Here is a 19,843-nt window from a genome sequence, read left to right on the forward strand (position 1 = left end):
CAACGAGGGCGCGCTAATGGCTACGATTGATTCCATGAACAAGGACACAACCCGTTTAAGCGATGGACCCGACTGGACTTTTGAGCTGCTGGAGACCTATCTGGCAGAAGTCGATCGGGTGGCGAAGCTGTATCGTCTTGACACCTATCCGCACCAAATCGAAGTCATTACTTCCGAACAGATGATGGATGCCTACTCCAGCGTCGGGATGCCGATTAACTATCCGCACTGGTCGTTTGGTAAAAAATTCATTGAGACCGAACAGGCCTATAAGCACGGGCAACAGGGGCTGGCCTATGAAATCGTCATTAACTCCAACCCCTGTATCGCCTATTTGATGGAAGAGAACACCATCACCATGCAGGCGCTGGTGATGGCGCACGCCTGCTATGGGCACAACTCGTTTTTCAAAAATAACTACCTCTTTCGCAGCTGGACCGACGCCAGCTCCATCATCGACTATCTCATCTTCGCGCGTAAATACATCACCGAATGTGAAGAGCGCTACGGCGTTGATGAAGTCGAGAAGCTGCTCGACTCCTGCCACGCCTTGATGAACTACGGCGTTGACCGCTATAAACGCCCGCAGAAAATCTCGCTGCAGGAGGAAAAGGCGCGGCAAAAAAGCCGGGAAGAGTATCTGCAAAGCCAGGTGAATATGCTGTGGCGCACCCTGCCGAAGCGCGAAGAGGAAAAGACCATTGAAGCGGCACGCCGCTATCCCTCTGAGCCGCAGGAAAACCTGCTCTACTTTATGGAGAAAAACGCGCCCCTGCTGGAGCCATGGCAGCGTGAGATCCTGCGTATCGTGCGTAAGGTCAGCCAGTATTTTTATCCACAGAAGCAGACTCAGGTGATGAACGAAGGCTGGGCGACCTTCTGGCACTACACCATCCTGAATCATCTTTATGATGAAGGAAAAGTCACCGAGCGCTTTATGCTGGAGTTTCTGCACAGCCACACCAACGTGGTGTTCCAGCCGCCCTATAACAGCAAGTGGTATAGCGGCATTAACCCCTATGCGCTGGGTTTCGCCATGTTCCAGGATATCAAACGTATTTGTCAGTCGCCGACGGAAGAGGACAGGTACTGGTTCCCGGATATTGCCGGATCCGACTGGCTCGAAACCCTGCACTTCGCCATGCGCGATTTCAAGGATGAAAGCTTTATCAGCCAGTTCCTGTCGCCGAAAATCATGCGCGATTTCCGCTTCTTTACCGTGCTCGATGACGATCACAACAACTATCTGGAAATATCCGCCATTCATAATGAAGAGGGATATCGTGAGATTCGTTCGAAGCTTTCAGCGCAGTACAACCTGAGCAACCTCGAGCCGAACATTCAGGTATGGAATGTGGATCTGCGCGGCGACCGTTCGCTCACCCTGCGCTACGTGCCGCACAACCGCGTGCCGCTGGATAAAGGACGCCGCGAGGTGCTGAAGCACGTCCACCGCCTGTGGGGATTTGACGTTCTTCTGGAGCAGCAAAACGCCGATGGTAGCGTTGAGCTGCTGGAACGTACGCCGCCGCGGCCCAATCCGCTGTAGCGCGTAAACAGCAAAACGCCCGGTGACAGCACCGGGCGTTGTTTATTCGTGGGCGGGGTCTAGCGCATATTAATCGCCAGGTCACCCGGCAAATTCTTCTGCATACGATGCCAAATCTCCCCGCTGTCATGCCCGTAGCGGCGAACGATTTCATAAACCTGTTCATGAAGCCCTTCTTCACATACTTTCGCCAGCTGATGATAGAAGCCGAGCGCCAGGCTACGCGCTTCCGGGTTGGCAAAATAGTGACGACCTATGCGGGTGTACAGACCTTTCATCCCGTTGAGGATCAGGCCGTAGATAGGGTTACCTGAAGCAAAGGCCAGACCGCGGAAGATATTATAATCCAGCTCGGCAAACGCATCGGCGTGGTCTTCAATTTCACGCGCGCTCGCCAGAACCTCCAGCGCCTTATCCGGGTGCTGACGGAAAGCGGTGCGGATAAAAATAGTCGAAATATTGGTACGCACGGACAGCAGATTATCAATCAGCTGCGGAACGCTGTCGTGATCGAGACGCGCGAGGGTTTCGAGAATATTCAGACCTGACGTTTCCCAGAAGTTGTTCACTTTGGTAGGCTTACCGTGCTGAATGGTTAACCAGCCATCGCGGGCCAGACGCTGCAACACTTCACGTAAGGTTGTACGGGTAACACCAATCAGTTCAGAAAGTTCACGTTCAGCGGGAAGAATTGAACCAGGAGGGAAGCGGTTATTCCAGATACTTTCAATGATGTACTCTTCAGCGAAACCCGCAGGGCTTTGCGCCTTAATGACCATAATAAGATTTCCATTACACAGCGTTGCTATTCGACTCATCATACCAGAGCGGCCATAAGGCAGATAGCGCCAGAAAGTAATTAAAAAGGGATCGCCGTTTCATTTTCAACTTTTCATTTCACACTTTCTGTGGCTAAAGAACGTGATGCGAAGAAAGTTGCGTCTCGTTTTGCGCAACTGGTAATCTTGCGTATAGTTACGCATAAAATCATGTTTCAGAATTTGACGGAGAAAGGATGTCTGTCGTGGAAATGTCGTATGGCCGCGCCCTGTGGCGCAACTTTCTTGGTCAGTCCCCGGACTGGTACAAACTCACTCTCATCATTTTCCTGATCGTTAATCCGCTGGTCTTTTATCTTCATCCGTTTATTGCCGGATGGCTGCTGGTTATCGAATTTATCTTCACCCTGGCGATGGCGCTTAAATGTTATCCGCTGCTGCCGGGCGGCCTGCTGGCTATTGAAGCGGTATTTATCGGTATGACCACGCCCGAGCATATTCGCGAAGAAGTGGCCAGTAATCTTGAAGTCCTGCTGCTGCTGATGTTTATGGTGGCGGGTATCTACTTCATGAAGCAGCTGCTGCTGTTCATCTTCACCCGTTTGCTGCTCGGCATTCGCAGCAAGATGCTGCTGTCGCTGGCGTTTTGCGTCGCGTCCGCTTTCCTCTCCGCCTTTCTCGACGCGTTGACCGTTGTCGCCGTCGTGATCAGCGTGGCCGTTGGCTTCTACGGTATTTATCACAAAGCCGCTTCGGCGCGGCCGGACGATGACAACATGCTCGACGACAGCCATATCGAGCAGCACTATCGCGATGTTCTGGAGCAGTTTCGCGGCTTCTTGCGCAGCCTGATGATGCACGCCGGGGTCGGCACCGCGCTCGGCGGCGTAATGACGATGGTCGGCGAGCCGCAGAACCTGATTATCGCCAAAGCCGCGGGCTGGCACTTCGGTGAATTCTTCATACGCATGCTGCCGGTAAGCTTACCGGTGCTGGTATGCGGCCTGCTCACCTGCCTGCTGCTGGAGAAATTCCGCCTGTTTGGCTACGGCGAACCGCTGCCGCCTACGGTGCGCAAAGTGCTACAGGATTTCGACGATCGTAGCCGTCAGAGCCGCAGCCGTCAGGATCGCCTGCGCCTTATCGCTCAGGGGGTTATTGGCGTCTGGCTGATCGTTGCGCTGGCGCTGCATCTGGCGGAAGTCGGCCTGATTGGCCTGTCGGTCATCATTCTGGCAACGACTTTTTCCGGCGTCACCGACGAACACGCCATCGGCAAAGCGTTTACCGAAGCGCTGCCGTTTACCGCGCTGCTGACGGTCTTTTTTGCCGTCGTGGCGGTGATCATCGATCAGCACCTGTTTGCCCCGGTGATCGAATTTGTTCTCCAGGCCTCGCCGCACGCCCAGCTATCGCTGTTCTATCTGTTTAACGGCCTGCTATCGTCGATTTCGGATAACGTCTTCGTTGGCACCGTGTACATCAACGAAGTGAAGACGGCCCTGGAGCATGGGACGATCGGCCTGCCGCAGTTTGAGCTGCTGGCGGTGGCCATTAATACCGGTACTAACCTGCCATCCGTCGCCACGCCGAACGGTCAGGCCGCGTTTCTGTTCCTGCTCACCTCCGCGCTGGCCCCGCTGATTCGCCTCTCCTATGGCCGTATGGTGTGGATGGCGCTGCCGTATACTCTCGTCCTGACCCTGGTGGGCCTGGCGTGCGTCGAGTTTACCTTGATGCCGGCGACCCAGTGGATGCTGGAGCAGGGTTGGCTGGTGACGCCTCAGCTGCTGAAGTAAAAAGCAATACCCGGATCAAAAATCCGGGTATTCCATATTCGCTTACGTAATATTTTCAGACTAGCTGCTGGCGTCGCTTCGGTTTTCGTTTACACTGCCATGATTTAGCATGTTCCAGGGAAATGATTATGTTGCGATATTTAAACCAGTGCTCAAGGGGACGCGGTGCCTGGCTCCTGATGGCGCTTACCGCGTTTGTTCTTGAATTGGTTGCTTTGTGGTTCCAGCACGTCATGCTGCTGCAACCCTGCGTACTCTGTATTTACGAACGCTGCGCGCTTTTTGGCATTATGGGTGCCGGTATTGTCGGCGCCATCGCGCCAAAATCGCCTCTGCGCTATGTGGCGATCCTTATCTGGCTCTACAGCGCCCTGCGCGGGCTGCAGCTGGCATGGGAACACACCATGATTCAGCTTCACCCTTCCCCCTTCCAGACCTGCGATTTCGCCGCTCGTTTCCCCACGTGGCTGCCGCTGGATAAATGGCTGCCTCAGGTATTTGTCGCAACCGGTGACTGCTCCGTACGCCAGTGGGAATTCCTGACGCTGGAAATGCCGCAGTGGCTGGTCGGGATCTTCGCCGCCTATCTGGTTGTCGGCGCGCTGGTGCTTATCGCACAGCCGTTTAAACCTAAAAAGCGCGATCTGTTTGGTCGCTAAGAACGATTGCTGATAAAGCGCTCCTCCGGGAGCGTTTTTTTTGCCTGCACGTTGACGTCGGTCACATAAAGTTGCATATTAAATGCAACTTATCGATGTTAACTAAGGAGCACATGATGTCTCATTTGCGTATTCCCGCTAGCTGGAAGGTAAAACGCTCCACTCCATTCTTTACCAAACAGAACGTCCCTGCCGCTCTGCTGACGCACCACAACACCGCTGCGGGTGTTTTCGGCCAGCTTTGCGTGATGGAAGGTACGGTAACCTATTATGGTTTCGCCGACGAACAGGCGACAGAGCCTGAAGCAAAGGTCGTTATCAACGCCGGACAGTTCGCGACCAGCCCGCCGCAGTACTGGCACCGCATTGAGCTTAGCGACGACGCGCAGTTCAATATTAACTTTTGGGTTGCAGATGACGCCGACGGTGAAAGCGGGCTATTCCACGCGAAGAAAGGCTAACTGAGCGCCTACTGCGCCCAGTCTGGTTTATTCAGGATATGATCCTGCCAGTCAACCACCGTGGATTCTTTCACAGCAATATGGCGAACCGAGATGCGTTCGCCATGCATCGCCGCCTTCGAACCGGTTAACAGCGGGTGCCAGTGCGGCAGCGGTTGACCTTCCGCCAGCAGACGATAGGCGCAGGTCGGCGGCAGCCATTCAAACGTAGGCAGGTTGTCGCGGGTGAGCTTAATGCAGTCCGGTTCATATTCGAAACGGCGCTCATAGTTACGGCACTGGCAGGTTTTGATATTAAGCTGACGGCAGGCTACGTTGGTGAAGTAGATTTCGTCGGTATCCTCATCCATCAGCTTATGCAGGCAGCACTGTCCGCAGCCGTCGCAAAGTGATTCCCACTCCGCATCGCTCATTTCATCCAGTGTTTTGTATTGCCAGAAAGGTTGTTCGCTCATTGGGATGTCCGTCATTGCAGTTCAGGGTGCACCTTATAACCAGTCTGGCACGCCGATGCAAGTTTTGCCGCCCGGAGAAGGCGGCAAGCGGTCGTTACAGCACGCGGGTGGTCAGCGAAAACCCGTTAAAACCGACTTCCAGCTCGTCGCCGCTGGCGAGCGGCCCCACGCCTTCCGGGGTGCCGGTCAGCACCACATCACCGGCTTTCAGGGTGAAGAAGCGCGACATATAGGCGATCAGCGGCACAATTTTATGAATCATGTCGGCCGTCGTGCCCTGCTGGCGCACCTCGCCGTTTACCTTCAGGCTCAGCGGCGTATTCTGCGCGTCGCCGTGAAATTCGCCGGCGGGAATAAACCCCGAAATCGGGCAGGAGTTATCAAAGCCTTTCGCCTTTTCCCACGGCTGCCCGGCTTTTTTCATTTTGCCCTGCAGATCGCGCAGGGTGAGGTCCAGCGCCACGCCATAGCCGGCGATGGCTTTGAGCACATGATCGTCCGTCGCCTGACGCAGCGTGCCGCCAATCAGCACCGCCAGCTCAACCTCGTGGTGCACCGACCCCAGCCCCTCAGGAAGCACCAACGGCTGGCGGATGTCGCATAGCGCCGTCTCAGGTTTAATAAACAGCACCGGCTCTTCCGGCGTCGCACTGCCCATCTCCTTGATGTGTTTTGCGTAGTTGCTGCCCACGCACACCACTTTGCTTACCGGATAATCCAGTAGCGCACCCTGCCAGTTATGATGTTGGTACATTGTTTTCCCTCTGTGGGTTAATCAGATTTATTCCCCTGTTCCGCCAGGTGTTTCTTGAGTAAATTTTCAGACGGAGGAGGGAGCTGAAGGTAATAGCCCTGATCGGCCAGCGCCTGTTTCACTTTATCCAAATCGGCGTGGATGAGTTTTTTTCGCCCATCAAGCGGTAAAATCATTGCCAGTTTGGGCGTACCGAAGCTATACATTAATTCGTCAGGAACGCGGGAGAAATCGTCCTTTTTTTCGACATATAAATAGGTTTGCTCACGTTTAGTACTTCGATAGATCACACAAAACATAGTTTTACTCGGAATTAGACCTGTGGTCACTTGCCTCTATATATGAGTGACTATAACATGCCTTTTAGTCTTCGGAATATCACCGCACTTCAGCGAGTGATAAACAGCAAATTGAGTAAGGCCAGGATGTCAAATACGCCAATCGAACTTAAGGGCAGTAGCTTCACCTTATCTGTGATTCATTTGCACGATGCAAATCCCGAGGTTATTCGTCAGGCGTTAGAAGACAAAATCGCCCAGGCTCCCGCCTTTTTACGTCATGCCCCCGTGGTGGTGAATATCAGCAGCATTGAAGATGACGTCGACTGGCGCCCTCTTCATGAGGCTATCGCGGCTACCGGTCTGCGTATTATGGGCGTAAGCGGATGTAAACTTCCTCGGCTGAAAACCGAAATTGACCGCGCCGGGATCCCTTTATTAACCGAAGGGAAAGAAAAAATTACCCGTCAGGCCGCGCCAGAACCCGTTGCCCCGCCGCCAGCTGTTAATCAGATCACAAAAACGCGCTTGATCGATCAGCCGGTACGTTCCGGTCAGCGTATTTATGCGCCACACTGTGATCTAATTGTTACAAACCATGTGAGTGCCGGGGCTGAACTTATTGCCGATGGTAATATCCATGTATATGGCATGATGCGGGGACGTGCGCTTGCCGGCGCCGGCGGCGACAGAGACGCCCAAATATTTTGCAGCAACCTCTCGGCGGAACTGGTTTCCATCGCCGGGGAATACTGGCTGAGTGATAACATTCCGGCCGAATTTTATGGCAAAGCGGCCCGTCTACGTTTAGACGACAGCGCTTTGACGATTCAATCGTTGAATTAATCCCTTTTTAACAAGGAATTTCTATGGCACGCATTATTGTTGTGACTTCGGGTAAAGGAGGCGTTGGCAAGACCACCTCCAGCGCGGCCATCGCTACTGGTTTGGCCCAGAAGGGAAAGAAAACGGTCGTTATCGACTTCGACATCGGCCTGCGTAACCTCGATCTGATCATGGGCTGTGAACGCCGGGTCGTTTATGACTTCGTCAACGTCATCCAGGGCGATGCCACGTTGAACCAGGCGCTGATTAAAGACAAGCGCACGGAGAACCTCTACATCCTTCCGGCCTCCCAGACGCGTGACAAAGACGCCCTGACCCGCGAAGGCGTAGACAAAGTTCTCGAAGAACTGAAAAAAATGGATTTTGATTTTATCGTCTGTGACTCCCCTGCAGGCATCGAAACCGGTGCGCTGATGGCGCTGTACTTCGCTGATGAAGCCATCATCACCACCAACCCGGAAGTCTCCTCCGTTCGCGACTCCGACCGTATCCTTGGCATCCTGGCCTCCAAATCCCGCCGCGCAGAAAGGGGCGAAGATCCGATTAAAGAGCATCTGCTGCTGACGCGCTATAACCCAGGCCGCGTGAACAAAGGTGACATGCTGAGCATGGAAGACGTGCTGGAAATTCTGCGCATCAATCTGGTGGGCGTGATTCCGGAAGATCAGTCCGTGCTGCGCGCGTCTAACCAGGGCGAACCGGTTATTCTGGATGACGCCTCGGATGCGGGTAAAGCCTATGCCGATACCGTTGAACGTCTGCTCGGAGAAGAACGCCCTTTCCGCTTCGTAGAAGAAGAGAAGAAAGGTTTCCTCAAACGCCTGTTCGGAGGATAAATTATGGCATTACTCGACTTTTTTCTCTCGCGGAAAAAGAACACGGCCAACATTGCGAAAGAGCGCCTGCAAATTATCGTCGCGGAGCGCCGCCGCGGCGACGCTGAACCGCACTATCTTCCGCAGCTGCGCAAAGACATTCTCGAAGTGATTTGCAAGTATGTGCAAATCGACCCGGAAATGGTCAGCGTACAGCTGGAGCAGAGGGACGGTGATATTTCGATTCTGGAGCTGAACGTGACCCTGCCGGAAACTGAAGAGTCGAAGTCCTGAGCCTGAAGGTATAAAAAAACCGGCAACGCTGCGCGAAGCCGGTTTTTCACTATGCCGTTCGGCGCTAGCGCGGGTAGTCGCTCAATAGCGCATTCAGGCGATCGGCCATCAATTCTCCGCGCCAGCCGGAAACCAGTTCAGGCTGCCCGTTGCCGTTTTTAAGCCCCCAGTGCCAGTTCAGCAGCTGGTTAATCTGTCTTCTTGAGGCCAGCAGCTCCGCGCTGACGCCCTTCTCGGCGCTCACGGTCTGCACAAGCGCTTTGATATCCTTAAACAGCTTGCGATAGCCCGGCATGTCGATCAGGTTCTGCAGCGGCTCTGGCAGCGCCTCTTCCGGCAGCGCCTGCGCTTTCTCGACGAGGCCGATCAGCGTCTTGCCGTGGAAACGAATTTCGCTGCCCGAGAGTCCGAGGCTGTCAAGCTCCCCGAGGCTGGTGGGCATATAGCGCGCCACGTTCCACAAATGCTCTTCCCGGATCACAAAGTTGACGGCCAGATCGCGCTCACGCGCTTTGCGCAGACGCCACTCCGCCAGCAGCTGCAGGCAGCCCAGCTGACGAGTACGCAGCTGCCAGGCATTACCGATATCGCGCCACGCCTCGGCGGGATCCTGAATCTCCTGACGCCGCTGCTGCATCAGCTGACATTCATCCAGGGCGGCGGAGAGCCAGCCTGCGCTGTCGGTTTCAGCCATCAGCTTTCCGGCAATCGGCAGCAGGTACCAGACGTCGGCGGCAGCATAAATGCACTGGCGTTCGGTCAGCGGGCGCGCCAGCCAGTCGGTGCGGGACTCGCTCTTGTCCAGCGCCACGCCGGTAAACTCTTCCACCATCGACGCAAAGCCCCACGACATCGGGCGACCGCAAAAAGCGGCGAGAATTTGCGTGTCGATCAGCGGCTGCGGCATCAAATGAAAAGCATTGAGGAATACTTCCAGATCTTCACTGCCGGCGTGCAGAAATTTGGTCACATCTTTATTCAGCAGCAGTTCACGCATCGGTTCCCAGTCGGTGATGACCAGCGGGTCAATCAGCGAAACCTGGCTGCCGTCGAACAGCTGGAGCAGACCGAGCTGCGGGTAGTAGGTACGAGTACGGACAAATTCCGTATCCAGCGCGATGGCGGAAACCGCGCTTGCCGCGTCGCAGACGGCGCGAAGGCCATCGTTGGTGGTGATCATCTGATAGTTCAAATCATACTCTCTTAACTTGCGCCCATAAAAAACGCCGGCTTAGCCGGCGTCTGGCGATTCACTCTTAGCTCAGGCTTTATTGTCTACTTTAGCACGGGCTTCGTCACGCAGTTCTCGACGTAAAATTTTCCCGACGTTGGATTTCGGCAGCTCATCACGAAACTCCACCAGCTTCGGCACCTTGTAGCCGGTTAGCTGGCGACGGCAGAAAGCGATCAGCATCTCTTCCGTCAGCGCCGGATCTTTCTTGACCACGAAAATCTTCACCGCTTCACCGCTGCTGCCGGACGGCACGCCGACCGCGGCCACTTCCTGAACCCCGGCGTGCTGCATCACCACATCTTCGATTTCATTCGGATAGACGTTGAAGCCCGAGACAAGAATCATATCTTTTTTGCGATCGACGATACGCAGGAAGCCCTCTTCATCCATCACCGCGATATCGCCGGTATGCAGCCAGCCGTCCTTGATAATTTCAGCGGTCGCGTCCGGACGCTGCCAGTAGCCCAGCATCACCTGCGGCCCTTTCACGCACAGCTCCCCCGGTTCTCCCGGCGCGACTTCATTATCGTCATCATCCACCAGCTTCGCTTCGGTGGAGGGCACCGGCAGGCCGATACTGCCGCTGTGATAGTCAATATCGTGCGGATTGACGCTCACCAGCGGCGCGCACTCCGTCAGGCCATAGCCTTCCAGCAGATACTGCCCGGTCAGCTTAACCCAGCGCTCCGCCACCACCTGCTGTACCGGCATTCCGCCGCCGGCGGAGAGATGCAGTGAAGAGAAATCGAGCTGCTGAAACTCTTTGTTATTGAGCAGCGCGTTAAACAGGGTGTTGACCCCGGTCATCGCGGTGAAGGGATATTTCGCCAGCTCTTTGACCAGGCCTGGAATATCGCGCGGATTGGTGATCAGCAGGTTCTGCCCGCCCAGCTCTATAAACAGCAGACAGTTCATGGTCAGGGCAAAAATGTGGTACAGCGGTAGCGCGGTAACAACCAGCTCTTTACCGCGGTGCAGCAGCGGCCCGTAGGTGCCGTTGACCTGCTCAAGGTTCGCCAGCATATTACGATGGGTCAGCATCGCCCCCTTCGCCACGCCGGTGGTCCCGCCGGTGTACTGGAGAAAAGCGAGATCCTGGGAGACGATTTCCGGCTTAATGTACTGCATACGGTAGCCGTGCTGCAGCGCGCTGCGAAACGAGATGGCGTCCGGCAGATGATATTTTGGCACCAGCCGTTTGATGTACTTCACCACAAAGTTAACCAGCGTCCCTTTCGCCGTGGAAAGCTGATCGCCCATGCGGGTTAAGATCACGTGCTTGACCTGGGTTTTATCAACCACCTTTTCCAGGGTATGCGCGAAGTTGGAAACGATCACAATGGCGGCGGCGCCGCTGTCGTTGAGCTGGTGCTCCAGTTCGCGCGGGGTGTAGAGCGGATTAACGTTCACCACGATCATGCCGGCGCGCAGAATACCAAACAGCGCCACCGGATACTGCAGCAGGTTAGGCATCATCAGGGCGACGCGGTCGCCTTTTTGCAGTCCTAACCCTTCCTGTAGATAAGCGGCGAACGCCCGACTGCGCTCCTCCAGCTTACGGTAGGTCATCACCTCGCCCATATTGATAAAGGCCGGCTGATCGGCATAGCGGCGGACGGCGTGTTCAAACAGTTCAACCAGGGATTGATAGCGGTCAGGGTTTATCTCCGCAGGAACGTCCGCGGGATAACGGTTTAGCCAAACCTTTTTCACTGCATCACCTCTGAAATAGTTATTCGTCGTCATCACAGCCCCTGATCAACAAACATTTTGTTAACATTATATTAACTCAGCGTACCAGTTTATTAATTAGCCGTTGTACAGGTTGCGAAGCGCGTCACTATTTATTTTTCTTATTTGACTGAAAACGAAGAAACAGCGGACCAGCCGCTGTTTCTTTTTGCTTACAAAGACTACAAAATCATTCGGTTACAACGTTTCTGACTTCGGCAGGACCGGGGTTATACCAGCCCCAGCCGCCGTACCCATAGCCCCACGGACGCGGGCCGAACATCCACGGGTCCATCATCGGCTGCGGCGGCATGACCACCTGCTGGACTACGTTCCAGCGTTTGTAGCCAGTGGCGTTCATCAGCATGAATTTATACGGCGTATTGCCCACTTTACCGTCGACGACGCCGACGATCGGGCCAACCACGGTAACCAGCTGTCCGCGAAAATCCACCGGGTCGATAAAGCCGTTCACGTCGGCAAAAATACGCCCGCGCGACGCTTCGCCCAGCTCCGGACGCGCGGCGTCGTCAAGCTGAACGGTGGCAATTTCCAGGCGAGTTTTACCCTGCTGATTCTGCACGCTGACGACCTTACCGCCAAAACGCGCTTCCTGGCCGACATACAGCTGCGGCGCGTTCATCACGCGGACTAAATCCTGCTGCGGCGTCGGGGTGGTGCCCTTAATGGCATCCGGCACCGAAGCGCACCCGCTCAGCGCAGCAACGACTGCTGCCGCGACTAACCAACGCACTACCCTTTTTTGACCCGCCATGACGCGACTCCTTCCTTCTTCTCAGACATATAGTTACTGAGATTCACTCGCGGCCAGGAAGTTTCTTCCACGCCACTTCATTACGTAAATAAACTGGCTCAGCGTGTTCGACGGCCACGGTTTTTCCCGCCGTAAACAGGTGGCAGGCCAGCGGCAGCATATCCTGCGCTTCAGGCAGCTGAATGTCGCCATCGACGAGCGTTAAACCGCAGTCGCGAGCCATATCCGGCCACGCCTGCCAGCCGGTGCCCACGGTGGCCCACTCGCCTTCCAGCCGCTGAAGCCGCTCGCGAACCGCTTCCGGCTTCAGCACCGCCTCGCTCTCTTCGCCGTGCCAGACGCCCTGTTCATCGCGCTGATATTCCGCCCAGTAGACTTCGCCCATCCTGGCGTCGATGGCCGCCAGCACGCGGGTGGCGCCGTTTTTCCGCCACGCGCCCTGCGCCATGGTCGCCAGCGTAGATACGCCGATCATCGGCAGCCCGGCCCCCAGCGCCAGCCCCTGCGCGATACCGATGCCGATACGCACGCCGGTGAAGCTCCCCGGCCCGCGGCCAAAGGCCAGCGCATCAAGCTCGGTCAATAGCGTTCCGCTTTCATTGAGGACATCCTGCACCAGGGGCAGGATACGTTGGGTATGTTCACGGGGGCAGATTTCAAAATGAGCACTGAGGGTGCCATCATTCCACAGCGCCGCGGAGCAGGCCTCCGTGGCGGTATCGATAGCTAAAATTCGCATGGGTTGTCGCGCTCTCGCTCTAGCAGATTGACAAAATGGCGCGCAGCTTACCACATTTTGCGCCGGATTACCTCGCCGGCGGCACCGCAAGAAAACGCACCGCCCGGCGGATATCGCGCGTGCGCGGCGCAGGCGGAAGGCTCGCGAGGAAGACCGCGCCGTAGGGACGCATCACCAGACGGTTGTCGCAGATAACCAGTACCCCGCGATCGTCGATGTCGCGAATCAGGCGCCCCACGCCCTGTTTAAGGGTAATCACCGCGTCCGGTAGCTGGACCTCGTCAAAAGGATCGCCGCCGCGCAGGCGACAATCTTCCATCCGCGCTTTGAGTAGCGGATCGTCCGGCGAGGTGAACGGCAGTTTGTCGATAATCACCAGCGAAAGCGCATCGCCGCGCACGTCCACCCCTTCCCAGAAGCTGCTGGTCGCCACCAGCAGCGCATTTCCGGCGCTGACGAACTGCTGCAAAAGCTGACCTTTGCTGGTTTCTCCCTGCAGGAGCACCGGCAGCGTCATGGTGGCGCGGAACTGTTCCGCCAGATCGCGCATCATGGCGTGCGAGGTGCAGAGCATAAAGCAGCGCCCGTCGTTGGCCTCAATCAGCGGTTTGAGCATCGCCGCCAGATGGCGCGCCGCGCCGGGCTGGTTCGGCAAAGGTAAATTGCGCGGTACGCACAGCAGCGCCTGATGGGCATAATCAAAGGGGCTGGGCAGCAGCAAGGTTTGCGCTTCGCCAATCCCCAGGCGATCGGTAAAGTGGTGCAAATCGTCATTGACCGAGAGCGTCGCCGAGGTAAAAATCCAGCTCCCCGATTTTTGCGCCATCACCTCTTTAAACTTATCCGCCACCGTCAGCGGAGTCAGCGCCAGAGTAAAATTACGCGAAGTGCACTCATACCAGTAGCTAAAGCCGGGCTGGTTGGTCTCTTTAAGCCGCTTCAGGCGGCCGCGGTAGACGGTGGCCCGCTCAAAGGCGGCGTCGAGCAGCGCCGAGCGGCCCAGCGACAGCTTTGCCACGTCGTAACAGAGTTCGAGCGCATCATCAAGCAGCAGCAGCGCGCGCTGAATGTTGTTATCCGCCAGCAGCTCGCGCAGGTTGCCGCGATAGCCGGGTTCCCCCAGCTGCAGGCGAAAATCCTGCGCGCTCTGGGCCAGGCGGTCGGCGCATTTCTGCAGCTGCTGGGTGTCTTTGAGTTCGGTGCGATAAGCAATGGTGATATCTTTCGCCAGGTCCAGCAGCTGGCGGCTGGAGAGCGACTGGCCGAAGTACTGGCTGGCGATGTCCGGTAGCTGATGCGCTTCGTCGAAGATCATCACTTCCGCTTCGGGAATCAGCTCAGCAAATCCGCTCTCTTTGACCACCATATCGGCGAGGAACAGATGGTGGTTGACGACGACCACGTCAGCATCCATCGCCTTTTTCCGCGCCTTCACCACAAAACAGTCTTTATATAACGGGCAGTCGCTGCCGAGGCAGTTATCGTTGGTACTGGTGACCAGCGGCCAGGCCTGGGAATCTTCGGCCACGCTAACGCAGGTGCTGATATCGCCATCAACGGTCTGGTTAGACCACGAACGCAGCAGAATGACATCGCTGAGGGTTTGCACCGGCAGGTCGCCGCCGGCGAGCGCCTGCTGTTCCAGCCGCTCAAGGCACAGGTAGTTCGAACGCCCTTTCAGCAGGGCCAGCTTACCGGTGTATTTCAGCGCTTTGGCGACAGTGGGTAAATCCCGACTGTAGAGCTGATCCTGTAGCGCTTTCGAGCCGGTGGAGATAATGACTTTCTTATTGGCGCGGAGCGCAGGCGCCAGGTAGGCGTAGGTTTTCCCGGTCCCGGTCCCCGCCTCAACCACCAGCGGACGGGTTTCTTCAATCGCGCTGGCGACGGCGAAAGCCATCTGACGCTGCGGCTCGCGTGGTTTAAATCCCGCAATCGCGCTGGCCAGCTGGCCGTCTGCTGCAAAATCGTCGATCACATTACCCCCTGGTTATTTGGACAGTGATTATGTCAGGGTGGAGTCGTTTTCGCCAGTGCGGGTAGTGACGCAGGTGAAACATTATGGCAGTCTTGCCGCAGCTTAATGAACCGGAACAAAGAGGAAATAAACATGACCATTACGCGTATTGATGCCGAAGCCCGCTGGTCTGATGTGGTGATTCACAACCAGACGCTGTACTACACCGGCGTGCCGTCCAACCTTGACGCCGATGCCTGCGCGCAAACCGCCGATACCCTGGCGCAGATTGACGCCGTGCTGGAGAAACAGGGCAGCAGCAAGTCGCGTATTCTTGATGCGACGATTTTTCTTGCCGACGGCGCAGACTTTGCGGCGATGAACCAGGCCTGGGATGCGTGGGTCGTCGCCGGTCATGCCCCGGTGCGCTGTACGGTGCAGGCGAAGCTGATGAATCCGAAGTACAAAGTCGAGATTAAAATCATCGCCGCCGTGTAAGACAGCGTGGCCCCGTAGCCCAGGCAAGCGTAGCGCCGCCCGGGAAGAAGCCGCGCCAAAGCCGTTATCCGGCGCATTCCCCGGATAGCGGCGTAAACGCCTTATCCGGGCTACATAGCAGCCAGGCCGATCGGGCACAGCGCCGTCGCGAGGCAAGAAGCATTGTTCTATCAGCCCGGACACCACATCAGCTGTTCCTTCAACTGCAGAGTCTCCTGCGGCACACATTTCAGCGCTTCACGATAGCTGGCAGATTGTTTTGCATAGCCCCGCACTGACTGCAGCAGCACGCGCAGCGCGCTATCCCACACGATTCCCTGCAGGTCGCTGTAGGGCCAGAGATCCGGTTCCCGGATAAACGGCACCAGGTAATCAATCCCCTGCTTCACGCCTCGCCCATCGCGGATGGCGTTCCAGCGATCGAACTCAACGTGTTCGGCGTAGCGGTTGAGCAGCAGATGCGCCTCCAGATTAAACAGCGAGTAGTGGAACGGAATGGTACGTTCCAGCTCCATCGTCTGCCTGCCGTCCTGGTCAATCTGCGCCGCCATCCGCTGGGTGATCCCCTGCTCGATGATCCGCGCCGCCAGCCCTTTATCGCCATAAAATAGCGCGTTAACCGTCCGCTGAGCGTCGTACCAGGTGCCGTGGTTGTTGTGCCAGACGTACTCAGAGTGGCCGATGTCGCTGTAGTACATCCAGTGGTTAAAGTCGCGGAACCACTGGTGCAGGCCGATGATATCGTCGGTATCAAGCACGCTCGCCGCGTTAATCAAACCGATGGTGTCCACCACCATCCACATTAAGCGGGTATCGATAAGCCCGGTACCGCGACCGGAAACAATCCCCGGGATCGCCTGGCCATAGTTCAGATGCGGGTTCATCCGCGTTTCCGCATCAAGGAACCAGCAGCGGATCTGCGCAGCCGCCGCCTGCGCGTACTGGCGCTGACCGGTGAAGTACCACGCCAGCCCGAGGGTCAGGCACCGTTCGCACATGCGGATAATGCGCGAGGTATCCGTGTCGTTGTTCTCACACTGCGGATTAATATGCCCGTCGCGGCGAATATAGGGCAGCCCGTTGGGCCGCCGCGGGTTTGGCCACCAGTAGGTCCCCAGGCTGTAGTAATCGTGCGCGTCGCCGCTCGCCGGGCGCAGCTTTTTATGTACCACGCTTTCCGGCGCTTCCCGACGCAGGATATCCGCCTCCGATACCAGCTTGCTTAGCGCCAGCTGCAGCGGCGAGAAGGGCTGCTTCAGGCCCGCCCGGGCGTTTTCCAGGCAGGTTTCGTCAAGGGTGTACAGCTTCATCGCCACCTTAATTTCCCTCCCGGCAGGCTATGCGCTGGCCGCTTTGCGCATCGAACAGGTGCACGCCGGCGAGCTTCGGCTGCAGCCAGATCTTATCGCCCTCTTTTACGGCCAGACGCTGTTTGAACACCGATGTAAACGCCCCGCCGCCGGTATCGCAGAAGAGCTGCATATCCGAGCCGGTGTTCTCCACCGCCGTCACCTTCGCCGCCAGCGCATCGTCCCGCGCTTCATGAACCACGTTGACCTGTTCGGGGCGAATGGCGTACACCACCTGCTGGCCGTCGGTGACCCGTAAACCGGCGGGCAAAGCCAGCAGGGAGCCATCTTTCAGACGCAGGCTGGTGGCGCTACCGTTCAAGACCACGACGCCCGGCAGCTGGTTAATCTCCGGCGAGCCGATAAACCCGGCGACAAACAGATTCGCCGGCCGGTCGTACAGTTCCAGCGGGGTCCCCGCCTGCTCTATTCGCCCGTCGCGCAGCACCACAATCATCTGCCCCATGGTCATGGCTTCAATCTGATCGTGGGTGACGTACACCGAGGTGGTTTTCAGCCGACGATGCAGTTCGCGGATCTCACCGCGTACCTGGGTTCGCAGCTTGGCGTCGAGGTTGGAGAGCGGTTCATCGAACAAGAACACCTGCGGCTTACGCACGATCGCCCGCCCCATCGCCACGCGCTGGCGCTGGCCGCCGGAGAGATCTTTGGGCAGGCGCTCCAGCAGCGGCTCCAGCCCGAGTAGCGCCGCCGCTTCATTCACCTTCTGGCTGATTTCCGCTTTCGGCAGCTTAGCCATCTTCAGGGCAAAGCCCATATTTTCACGCACCGTCATCTGCGGGTAGAGCGCATAGCTCTGGAACACCATCGCAATGTCGCGCAGCTTCGGCTCCACCTCGGTGACGTTACGCTCGTTGATATGTACTTCGCCGCCGGAGATCTCCTCCAGCCCGGCAATCATGCGCAGCAGCGTGGATTTGCCGCAGCCGCTGGGGCCAACGAGGACGCAGAACTCGCCGTCCGGAATCGTCAGCGACACATCTTTAATGACGTGGGCATCCCCGTATGATTTGCGCACGCTATTTAATACAACCGATCCCATCGTTAACCCCTTATCCTTTGACCGCGCCGGACATAATCCCGCGATTGAAATGTTTTTGCAGACCCAGATAGACGATGATGCTGGGCAGCATCGCCAGCAGCGTAATGGCGATAAAAATGTTCGGCGTGATGCTCTCATCGGTACGCAGCGTGCCGAGGATCACCGGAATGGTATTCAGGCTGTCCTGGTTGACCACAATCAGCGGCAGCAGGTACTGATCCCAAATCATAATAAAGCCAAAGGTCACCACCGTGCCGAGCGCCGGTTTTACCAGCGGCAGAATGACGTGGAAGAAAATCTGCCATTCATTCGCGCCGTCAATCCGCGCAGCCTCCTCCAGCTCTTTCGGTATCGCTGACATAAATTCGGTCAGGACAAAGATGGAGAACGCCCAGCCGACGACCGGTAAAATCATTCCGAGATAGCTGTTGTAGAGCGAGGCGTCGATCAGCGGCAGCCGCCAGTTGATAATCATGTACAGCGGAATGGCGATGACCTCTTCCGGCAGCATCATGGTGGACAAAATCACCAGGCTCACCAGCGCTACGCCGCGAAACTTCTTCCGCGCCAGGGCGTACGCCGCCAGCGCGCTGACCGACACCTGCAGAACGGTGCCGAAGAACACCACCAGAATGGAGTTCAGCAGATACTGCCAGACGCCGATATCCATCCACGCGAAGATGAAGTTTTCCAACGAGAACTGATGCGGCCAGGCCAGCAGCTCGCCCGGCTTCACCGGCGCGCCGCTGAATGCCGTGGCGACGATGCCCCAGAACGGCCCGACAAAGACAATCAGCAGCAGCGCGTAGATGCACCAGCGCCCTGCTGTATCCCAACGTTTGCTTAACATCGCGGCTCCTTAGTAACGGGCGATACGTTTTTTCAGCGTCAGATGACAGAGGGTTAAGATAACCGTGAAGGTGAACAGCAGGAACGACACCGCCGAAGCGTAGCCATAGTCAAACTGCTCAAAGCCCAGCTTGTAGATGTGGGTCATGACCATTTCCGTGGCGTTAGAAGGTCCCCCGCCGGTGGTGGCGTACACCTCGGCAAACACGCGGAAACCGCGAATGAAGGAGAGCATCAGTACCACCGAGAGCGCCGGGATCATGCCGGGCAGCGTGACGTAGCGCAGGCGGTTCCACCAGCTGGCGCCGTCGACGTTCGCCGCATCGTATAAATCGCGGCTGATTCCCGCCAGGCCGGCAATAAAGATCACCATGTTGTAGGGCACCGCTTTCCAGATATGCAGCAGCATGATGACGCCCAGCGCCTGATCGGAGCTGGCAAGAAAGCCCTGGTCGGCGACGCCAAACCAGCTGAGGATGTGGTTAACCACGCCGTTGGGCGTCGGGTTAAACAAAATGCGCCACATTTCGGCGACGATCGCCGCGCTGGTAACCGCCGGTAAAAAGATGGCGGTTCGAATAAAGCGCAGATGGCGCGCCGGGCCTTCCAGCAGCATGGCGAGGAAAAACGCCAGGATAGCCGCGGCGAACATCGTTACCACCACGTAAAGCAGGGTATTCACCACCGCCGCGTGCAGCTCTGCGTCGGCAAAAGCGCGGGTGAAGTTATCGAGCCCCACCCACTCGTTGGGCTGATTAAAGTTAACCTTGTAAAAGCTCATCACCAGACCCTGAATCATCGGGATAAACTTAAACCAGCTAAAAATAATCAGCGCAGGCGCTAAAAACAGCCACGGGATCAGCGCCCGCTTACGCTTTGCGCTCAGCCATCCGGTCGAGTCAGGCGAAGCGGCCTGCTTTATCGGCGAGGACTTCGTCTCATGCAGCGTCATAACCTAT

General features: G+C 56.8%; 21 protein-coding genes. 8 read left to right on the top strand and 13 right to left on the bottom strand.

Features of this window, described 5'->3' with window-relative positions:
* The first annotated feature begins 16 nt into the window (after positions 1-16).
* Positions 17-1,549 (top strand): SpoVR family protein, encoded by a 1,533-nt coding sequence (locus CDA56_RS08800; RefSeq protein ID WP_103814074.1) that lies wholly within the window; start codon positions 17-19, stop codon positions 1,547-1,549.
* Positions 1,550-1,608: 59 nt separating this feature from the next.
* Here CDA56_RS08800 and fadR read toward each other — a convergent pair whose 3' ends face one another.
* On the bottom strand, positions 1,609-2,328 hold the full coding sequence (gene fadR, locus CDA56_RS08805) for a fatty acid metabolism transcriptional regulator FadR (protein ID WP_004851987.1): 720 nt from the start codon (positions 2,326-2,328) through the stop codon (positions 1,609-1,611).
* A 245-nt stretch (positions 2,329-2,573) separates the two neighbouring features.
* Between fadR and nhaB the strand changes: the two genes are divergently transcribed.
* The 3 genes from nhaB to CDA56_RS08820 all read left to right on the top strand — a co-directional run bounded on the left by nhaB (position 2,574) and on the right by CDA56_RS08820 (position 5,247).
* Positions 2,574-4,127, top strand: a complete 1,554-nt coding sequence (gene nhaB, locus CDA56_RS08810) for a sodium/proton antiporter NhaB (protein ID WP_103814100.1) — start codon at positions 2,574-2,576, stop codon at positions 4,125-4,127.
* A 128-nt stretch (positions 4,128-4,255) separates the two neighbouring features.
* Complete coding sequence (gene dsbB / locus CDA56_RS08815) at positions 4,256-4,786, top strand: disulfide bond formation protein DsbB (protein ID WP_025106150.1); 531 nt, start codon at positions 4,256-4,258, stop codon at positions 4,784-4,786.
* Between the two features lie 116 nt (positions 4,787-4,902).
* Positions 4,903-5,247, top strand: a complete 345-nt coding sequence (locus CDA56_RS08820; protein ID WP_004103255.1) for a TehB family protein — start codon at positions 4,903-4,905, stop codon at positions 5,245-5,247.
* Positions 5,248-5,255: 8 nt separating this feature from the next.
* Here CDA56_RS08820 and CDA56_RS08825 read toward each other — a convergent pair whose 3' ends face one another.
* The 3 genes from CDA56_RS08825 to CDA56_RS08835 all read right to left on the bottom strand — a co-directional run bounded on the left by CDA56_RS08825 (position 5,256) and on the right by CDA56_RS08835 (position 6,755).
* The gene (locus tag CDA56_RS08825) at positions 5,256-5,702 is read right to left on the bottom strand and encodes a YcgN family cysteine cluster protein (protein ID WP_064375548.1); all 447 of its coding nucleotides are present in this window, start codon (positions 5,700-5,702) and stop codon (positions 5,256-5,258) included.
* A 94-nt stretch (positions 5,703-5,796) separates the two neighbouring features.
* Complete coding sequence (locus CDA56_RS08830; protein ID WP_004851997.1) at positions 5,797-6,456, bottom strand: fumarylacetoacetate hydrolase family protein; 660 nt, start codon at positions 6,454-6,456, stop codon at positions 5,797-5,799.
* 17 nt (positions 6,457-6,473) lie between these two features.
* On the bottom strand, positions 6,474-6,755 hold the full coding sequence (locus CDA56_RS08835; RefSeq protein ID WP_004138522.1) for a YcgL domain-containing protein: 282 nt from the start codon (positions 6,753-6,755) through the stop codon (positions 6,474-6,476).
* Between the two features lie 126 nt (positions 6,756-6,881).
* Here CDA56_RS08835 and minC point away from each other — a divergent pair, with 126 nt between their 5' ends.
* Genes minC through minE form a run of 3 tightly spaced genes read left to right on the top strand, consistent with a single transcriptional unit; the run spans position 6,882 to position 8,689 of the window.
* Positions 6,882-7,580, top strand: a complete 699-nt coding sequence (gene minC, locus CDA56_RS08840) for a septum site-determining protein MinC (RefSeq protein WP_004852000.1) — start codon at positions 6,882-6,884, stop codon at positions 7,578-7,580.
* A 23-nt stretch (positions 7,581-7,603) separates the two neighbouring features.
* On the top strand, positions 7,604-8,416 hold the full coding sequence (gene minD / locus CDA56_RS08845) for a septum site-determining protein MinD (protein WP_004103267.1): 813 nt from the start codon (positions 7,604-7,606) through the stop codon (positions 8,414-8,416).
* Positions 8,417-8,419: 3 nt separating this feature from the next.
* Positions 8,420-8,689, top strand: a complete 270-nt coding sequence (minE, locus tag CDA56_RS08850) for a cell division topological specificity factor MinE (protein ID WP_002910902.1) — start codon at positions 8,420-8,422, stop codon at positions 8,687-8,689.
* Positions 8,690-8,753: 64 nt separating this feature from the next.
* Here minE and rnd read toward each other — a convergent pair whose 3' ends face one another.
* The 5 genes from rnd to yoaA all read right to left on the bottom strand — a co-directional run bounded on the left by rnd (position 8,754) and on the right by yoaA (position 15,146).
* Positions 8,754-9,869, bottom strand: a complete 1,116-nt coding sequence (gene rnd, locus CDA56_RS08855) for a ribonuclease D (RefSeq protein WP_004852003.1) — start codon at positions 9,867-9,869, stop codon at positions 8,754-8,756.
* A gap of 81 nt (positions 9,870-9,950) precedes the next feature.
* On the bottom strand, positions 9,951-11,636 hold the full coding sequence (fadD, locus tag CDA56_RS08860; RefSeq protein ID WP_014229806.1) for a long-chain-fatty-acid--CoA ligase FadD: 1,686 nt from the start codon (positions 11,634-11,636) through the stop codon (positions 9,951-9,953).
* A 208-nt stretch (positions 11,637-11,844) separates the two neighbouring features.
* The gene (locus CDA56_RS08865; protein ID WP_004852007.1) at positions 11,845-12,429 is read right to left on the bottom strand and encodes a Slp family lipoprotein; all 585 of its coding nucleotides are present in this window, start codon (positions 12,427-12,429) and stop codon (positions 11,845-11,847) included.
* 43 nt (positions 12,430-12,472) lie between these two features.
* Positions 12,473-13,168: a tRNA (adenosine(37)-N6)-threonylcarbamoyltransferase complex dimerization subunit type 1 TsaB gene (gene tsaB / locus CDA56_RS08870; RefSeq protein ID WP_004852009.1), complete on the bottom strand. Its 696-nt coding sequence runs from the start codon at positions 13,166-13,168 to the stop codon at positions 12,473-12,475.
* Between the two features lie 67 nt (positions 13,169-13,235).
* Positions 13,236-15,146: a DNA repair helicase YoaA gene (gene yoaA / locus CDA56_RS08875; protein ID WP_014229807.1), complete on the bottom strand. Its 1,911-nt coding sequence runs from the start codon at positions 15,144-15,146 to the stop codon at positions 13,236-13,238.
* A gap of 132 nt (positions 15,147-15,278) precedes the next feature.
* Between yoaA and CDA56_RS08880 the strand changes: the two genes are divergently transcribed.
* Entirely contained in the window at positions 15,279-15,623 is a 345-nt protein-coding gene (locus CDA56_RS08880; RefSeq protein WP_004113724.1) for a RidA family protein, read from the top strand.
* A 170-nt stretch (positions 15,624-15,793) separates the two neighbouring features.
* Here the strand turns inward: CDA56_RS08880 and CDA56_RS08885 are convergent, their stop codons facing one another.
* The 4 genes from CDA56_RS08885 to CDA56_RS08900 are packed head-to-tail and all read right to left on the bottom strand — an operon-like array spanning position 15,794 to position 19,836.
* Entirely contained in the window at positions 15,794-16,933 is a 1,140-nt protein-coding gene (locus tag CDA56_RS08885; protein ID WP_014229808.1) for an alginate lyase family protein, read from the bottom strand.
* Positions 16,934-16,940: 7 nt separating this feature from the next.
* Positions 16,941-18,035, bottom strand: coding sequence for an ABC transporter ATP-binding protein (locus CDA56_RS08890; protein WP_014229809.1), 1,095 nt, complete (start codon positions 18,033-18,035; stop codon positions 16,941-16,943).
* 10 nt (positions 18,036-18,045) lie between these two features.
* A complete protein-coding gene (locus CDA56_RS08895; protein WP_009651976.1) occupies positions 18,046-18,885 on the bottom strand; it encodes a carbohydrate ABC transporter permease in 840 nt (279 codons plus the stop codon).
* A 9-nt stretch (positions 18,886-18,894) separates the two neighbouring features.
* The gene (locus CDA56_RS08900; RefSeq protein ID WP_025106147.1) at positions 18,895-19,836 is read right to left on the bottom strand and encodes a carbohydrate ABC transporter permease; all 942 of its coding nucleotides are present in this window, start codon (positions 19,834-19,836) and stop codon (positions 18,895-18,897) included.
* Positions 19,837-19,843 lie beyond the last annotated feature (7 nt).

Source organism: Klebsiella michiganensis (genome assembly GCF_002925905.1).
Classification (GTDB): Bacteria; Pseudomonadota; Gammaproteobacteria; order Enterobacterales; family Enterobacteriaceae; genus Klebsiella; species Klebsiella michiganensis.

What these genes read in the sequence shown, in the direction of transcription:
- CDA56_RS08800 (WP_103814074.1), top strand. Translation starts at nt 17, where the DNA reads ATGGCTACGATTGATTCCATGAACAAGGACACAACCCGTTTAAGCGAT.
- fadR (WP_004851987.1), bottom strand. Translation starts at nt 2,328, where the DNA reads ATGGTCATTAAGGCGCAAAGCCCTGCGGGTTTCGCTGAAGAGTACATC.
- dsbB (WP_025106150.1), top strand. Translation starts at nt 4,256, where the DNA reads ATGTTGCGATATTTAAACCAGTGCTCAAGGGGACGCGGTGCCTGGCTC.
- CDA56_RS08820 (WP_004103255.1), top strand. Translation starts at nt 4,903, where the DNA reads ATGTCTCATTTGCGTATTCCCGCTAGCTGGAAGGTAAAACGCTCCACT.
- CDA56_RS08825 (WP_064375548.1), bottom strand. Translation starts at nt 5,702, where the DNA reads ATGAGCGAACAACCTTTCTGGCAATACAAAACACTGGATGAAATGAGC.
- CDA56_RS08830 (WP_004851997.1), bottom strand. Translation starts at nt 6,456, where the DNA reads ATGTACCAACATCATAACTGGCAGGGTGCGCTACTGGATTATCCGGTA.
- CDA56_RS08835 (WP_004138522.1), bottom strand. Translation starts at nt 6,755, where the DNA reads ATGTTTTGTGTGATCTATCGAAGTACTAAACGTGAGCAAACCTATTTA.
- minC (WP_004852000.1), top strand. Translation starts at nt 6,882, where the DNA reads ATGTCAAATACGCCAATCGAACTTAAGGGCAGTAGCTTCACCTTATCT.
- minD (WP_004103267.1), top strand. Translation starts at nt 7,604, where the DNA reads ATGGCACGCATTATTGTTGTGACTTCGGGTAAAGGAGGCGTTGGCAAG.
- minE (WP_002910902.1), top strand. Translation starts at nt 8,420, where the DNA reads ATGGCATTACTCGACTTTTTTCTCTCGCGGAAAAAGAACACGGCCAAC.
- rnd (WP_004852003.1), bottom strand. Translation starts at nt 9,869, where the DNA reads ATGATCACCACCAACGATGGCCTTCGCGCCGTCTGCGACGCGGCAAGC.
- CDA56_RS08865 (WP_004852007.1), bottom strand. Translation starts at nt 12,429, where the DNA reads ATGGCGGGTCAAAAAAGGGTAGTGCGTTGGTTAGTCGCGGCAGCAGTC.
- tsaB (WP_004852009.1), bottom strand. Translation starts at nt 13,168, where the DNA reads ATGCGAATTTTAGCTATCGATACCGCCACGGAGGCCTGCTCCGCGGCG.
- CDA56_RS08880 (WP_004113724.1), top strand. Translation starts at nt 15,279, where the DNA reads ATGACCATTACGCGTATTGATGCCGAAGCCCGCTGGTCTGATGTGGTG.
- CDA56_RS08885 (WP_014229808.1), bottom strand. Translation starts at nt 16,933, where the DNA reads ATGAAGCTGTACACCCTTGACGAAACCTGCCTGGAAAACGCCCGGGCG.
- CDA56_RS08890 (WP_014229809.1), bottom strand. Translation starts at nt 18,035, where the DNA reads ATGGGATCGGTTGTATTAAATAGCGTGCGCAAATCATACGGGGATGCC.
- CDA56_RS08895 (WP_009651976.1), bottom strand. Translation starts at nt 18,885, where the DNA reads ATGTTAAGCAAACGTTGGGATACAGCAGGGCGCTGGTGCATCTACGCG.
- CDA56_RS08900 (WP_025106147.1), bottom strand. Translation starts at nt 19,836, where the DNA reads ATGACGCTGCATGAGACGAAGTCCTCGCCGATAAAGCAGGCCGCTTCG.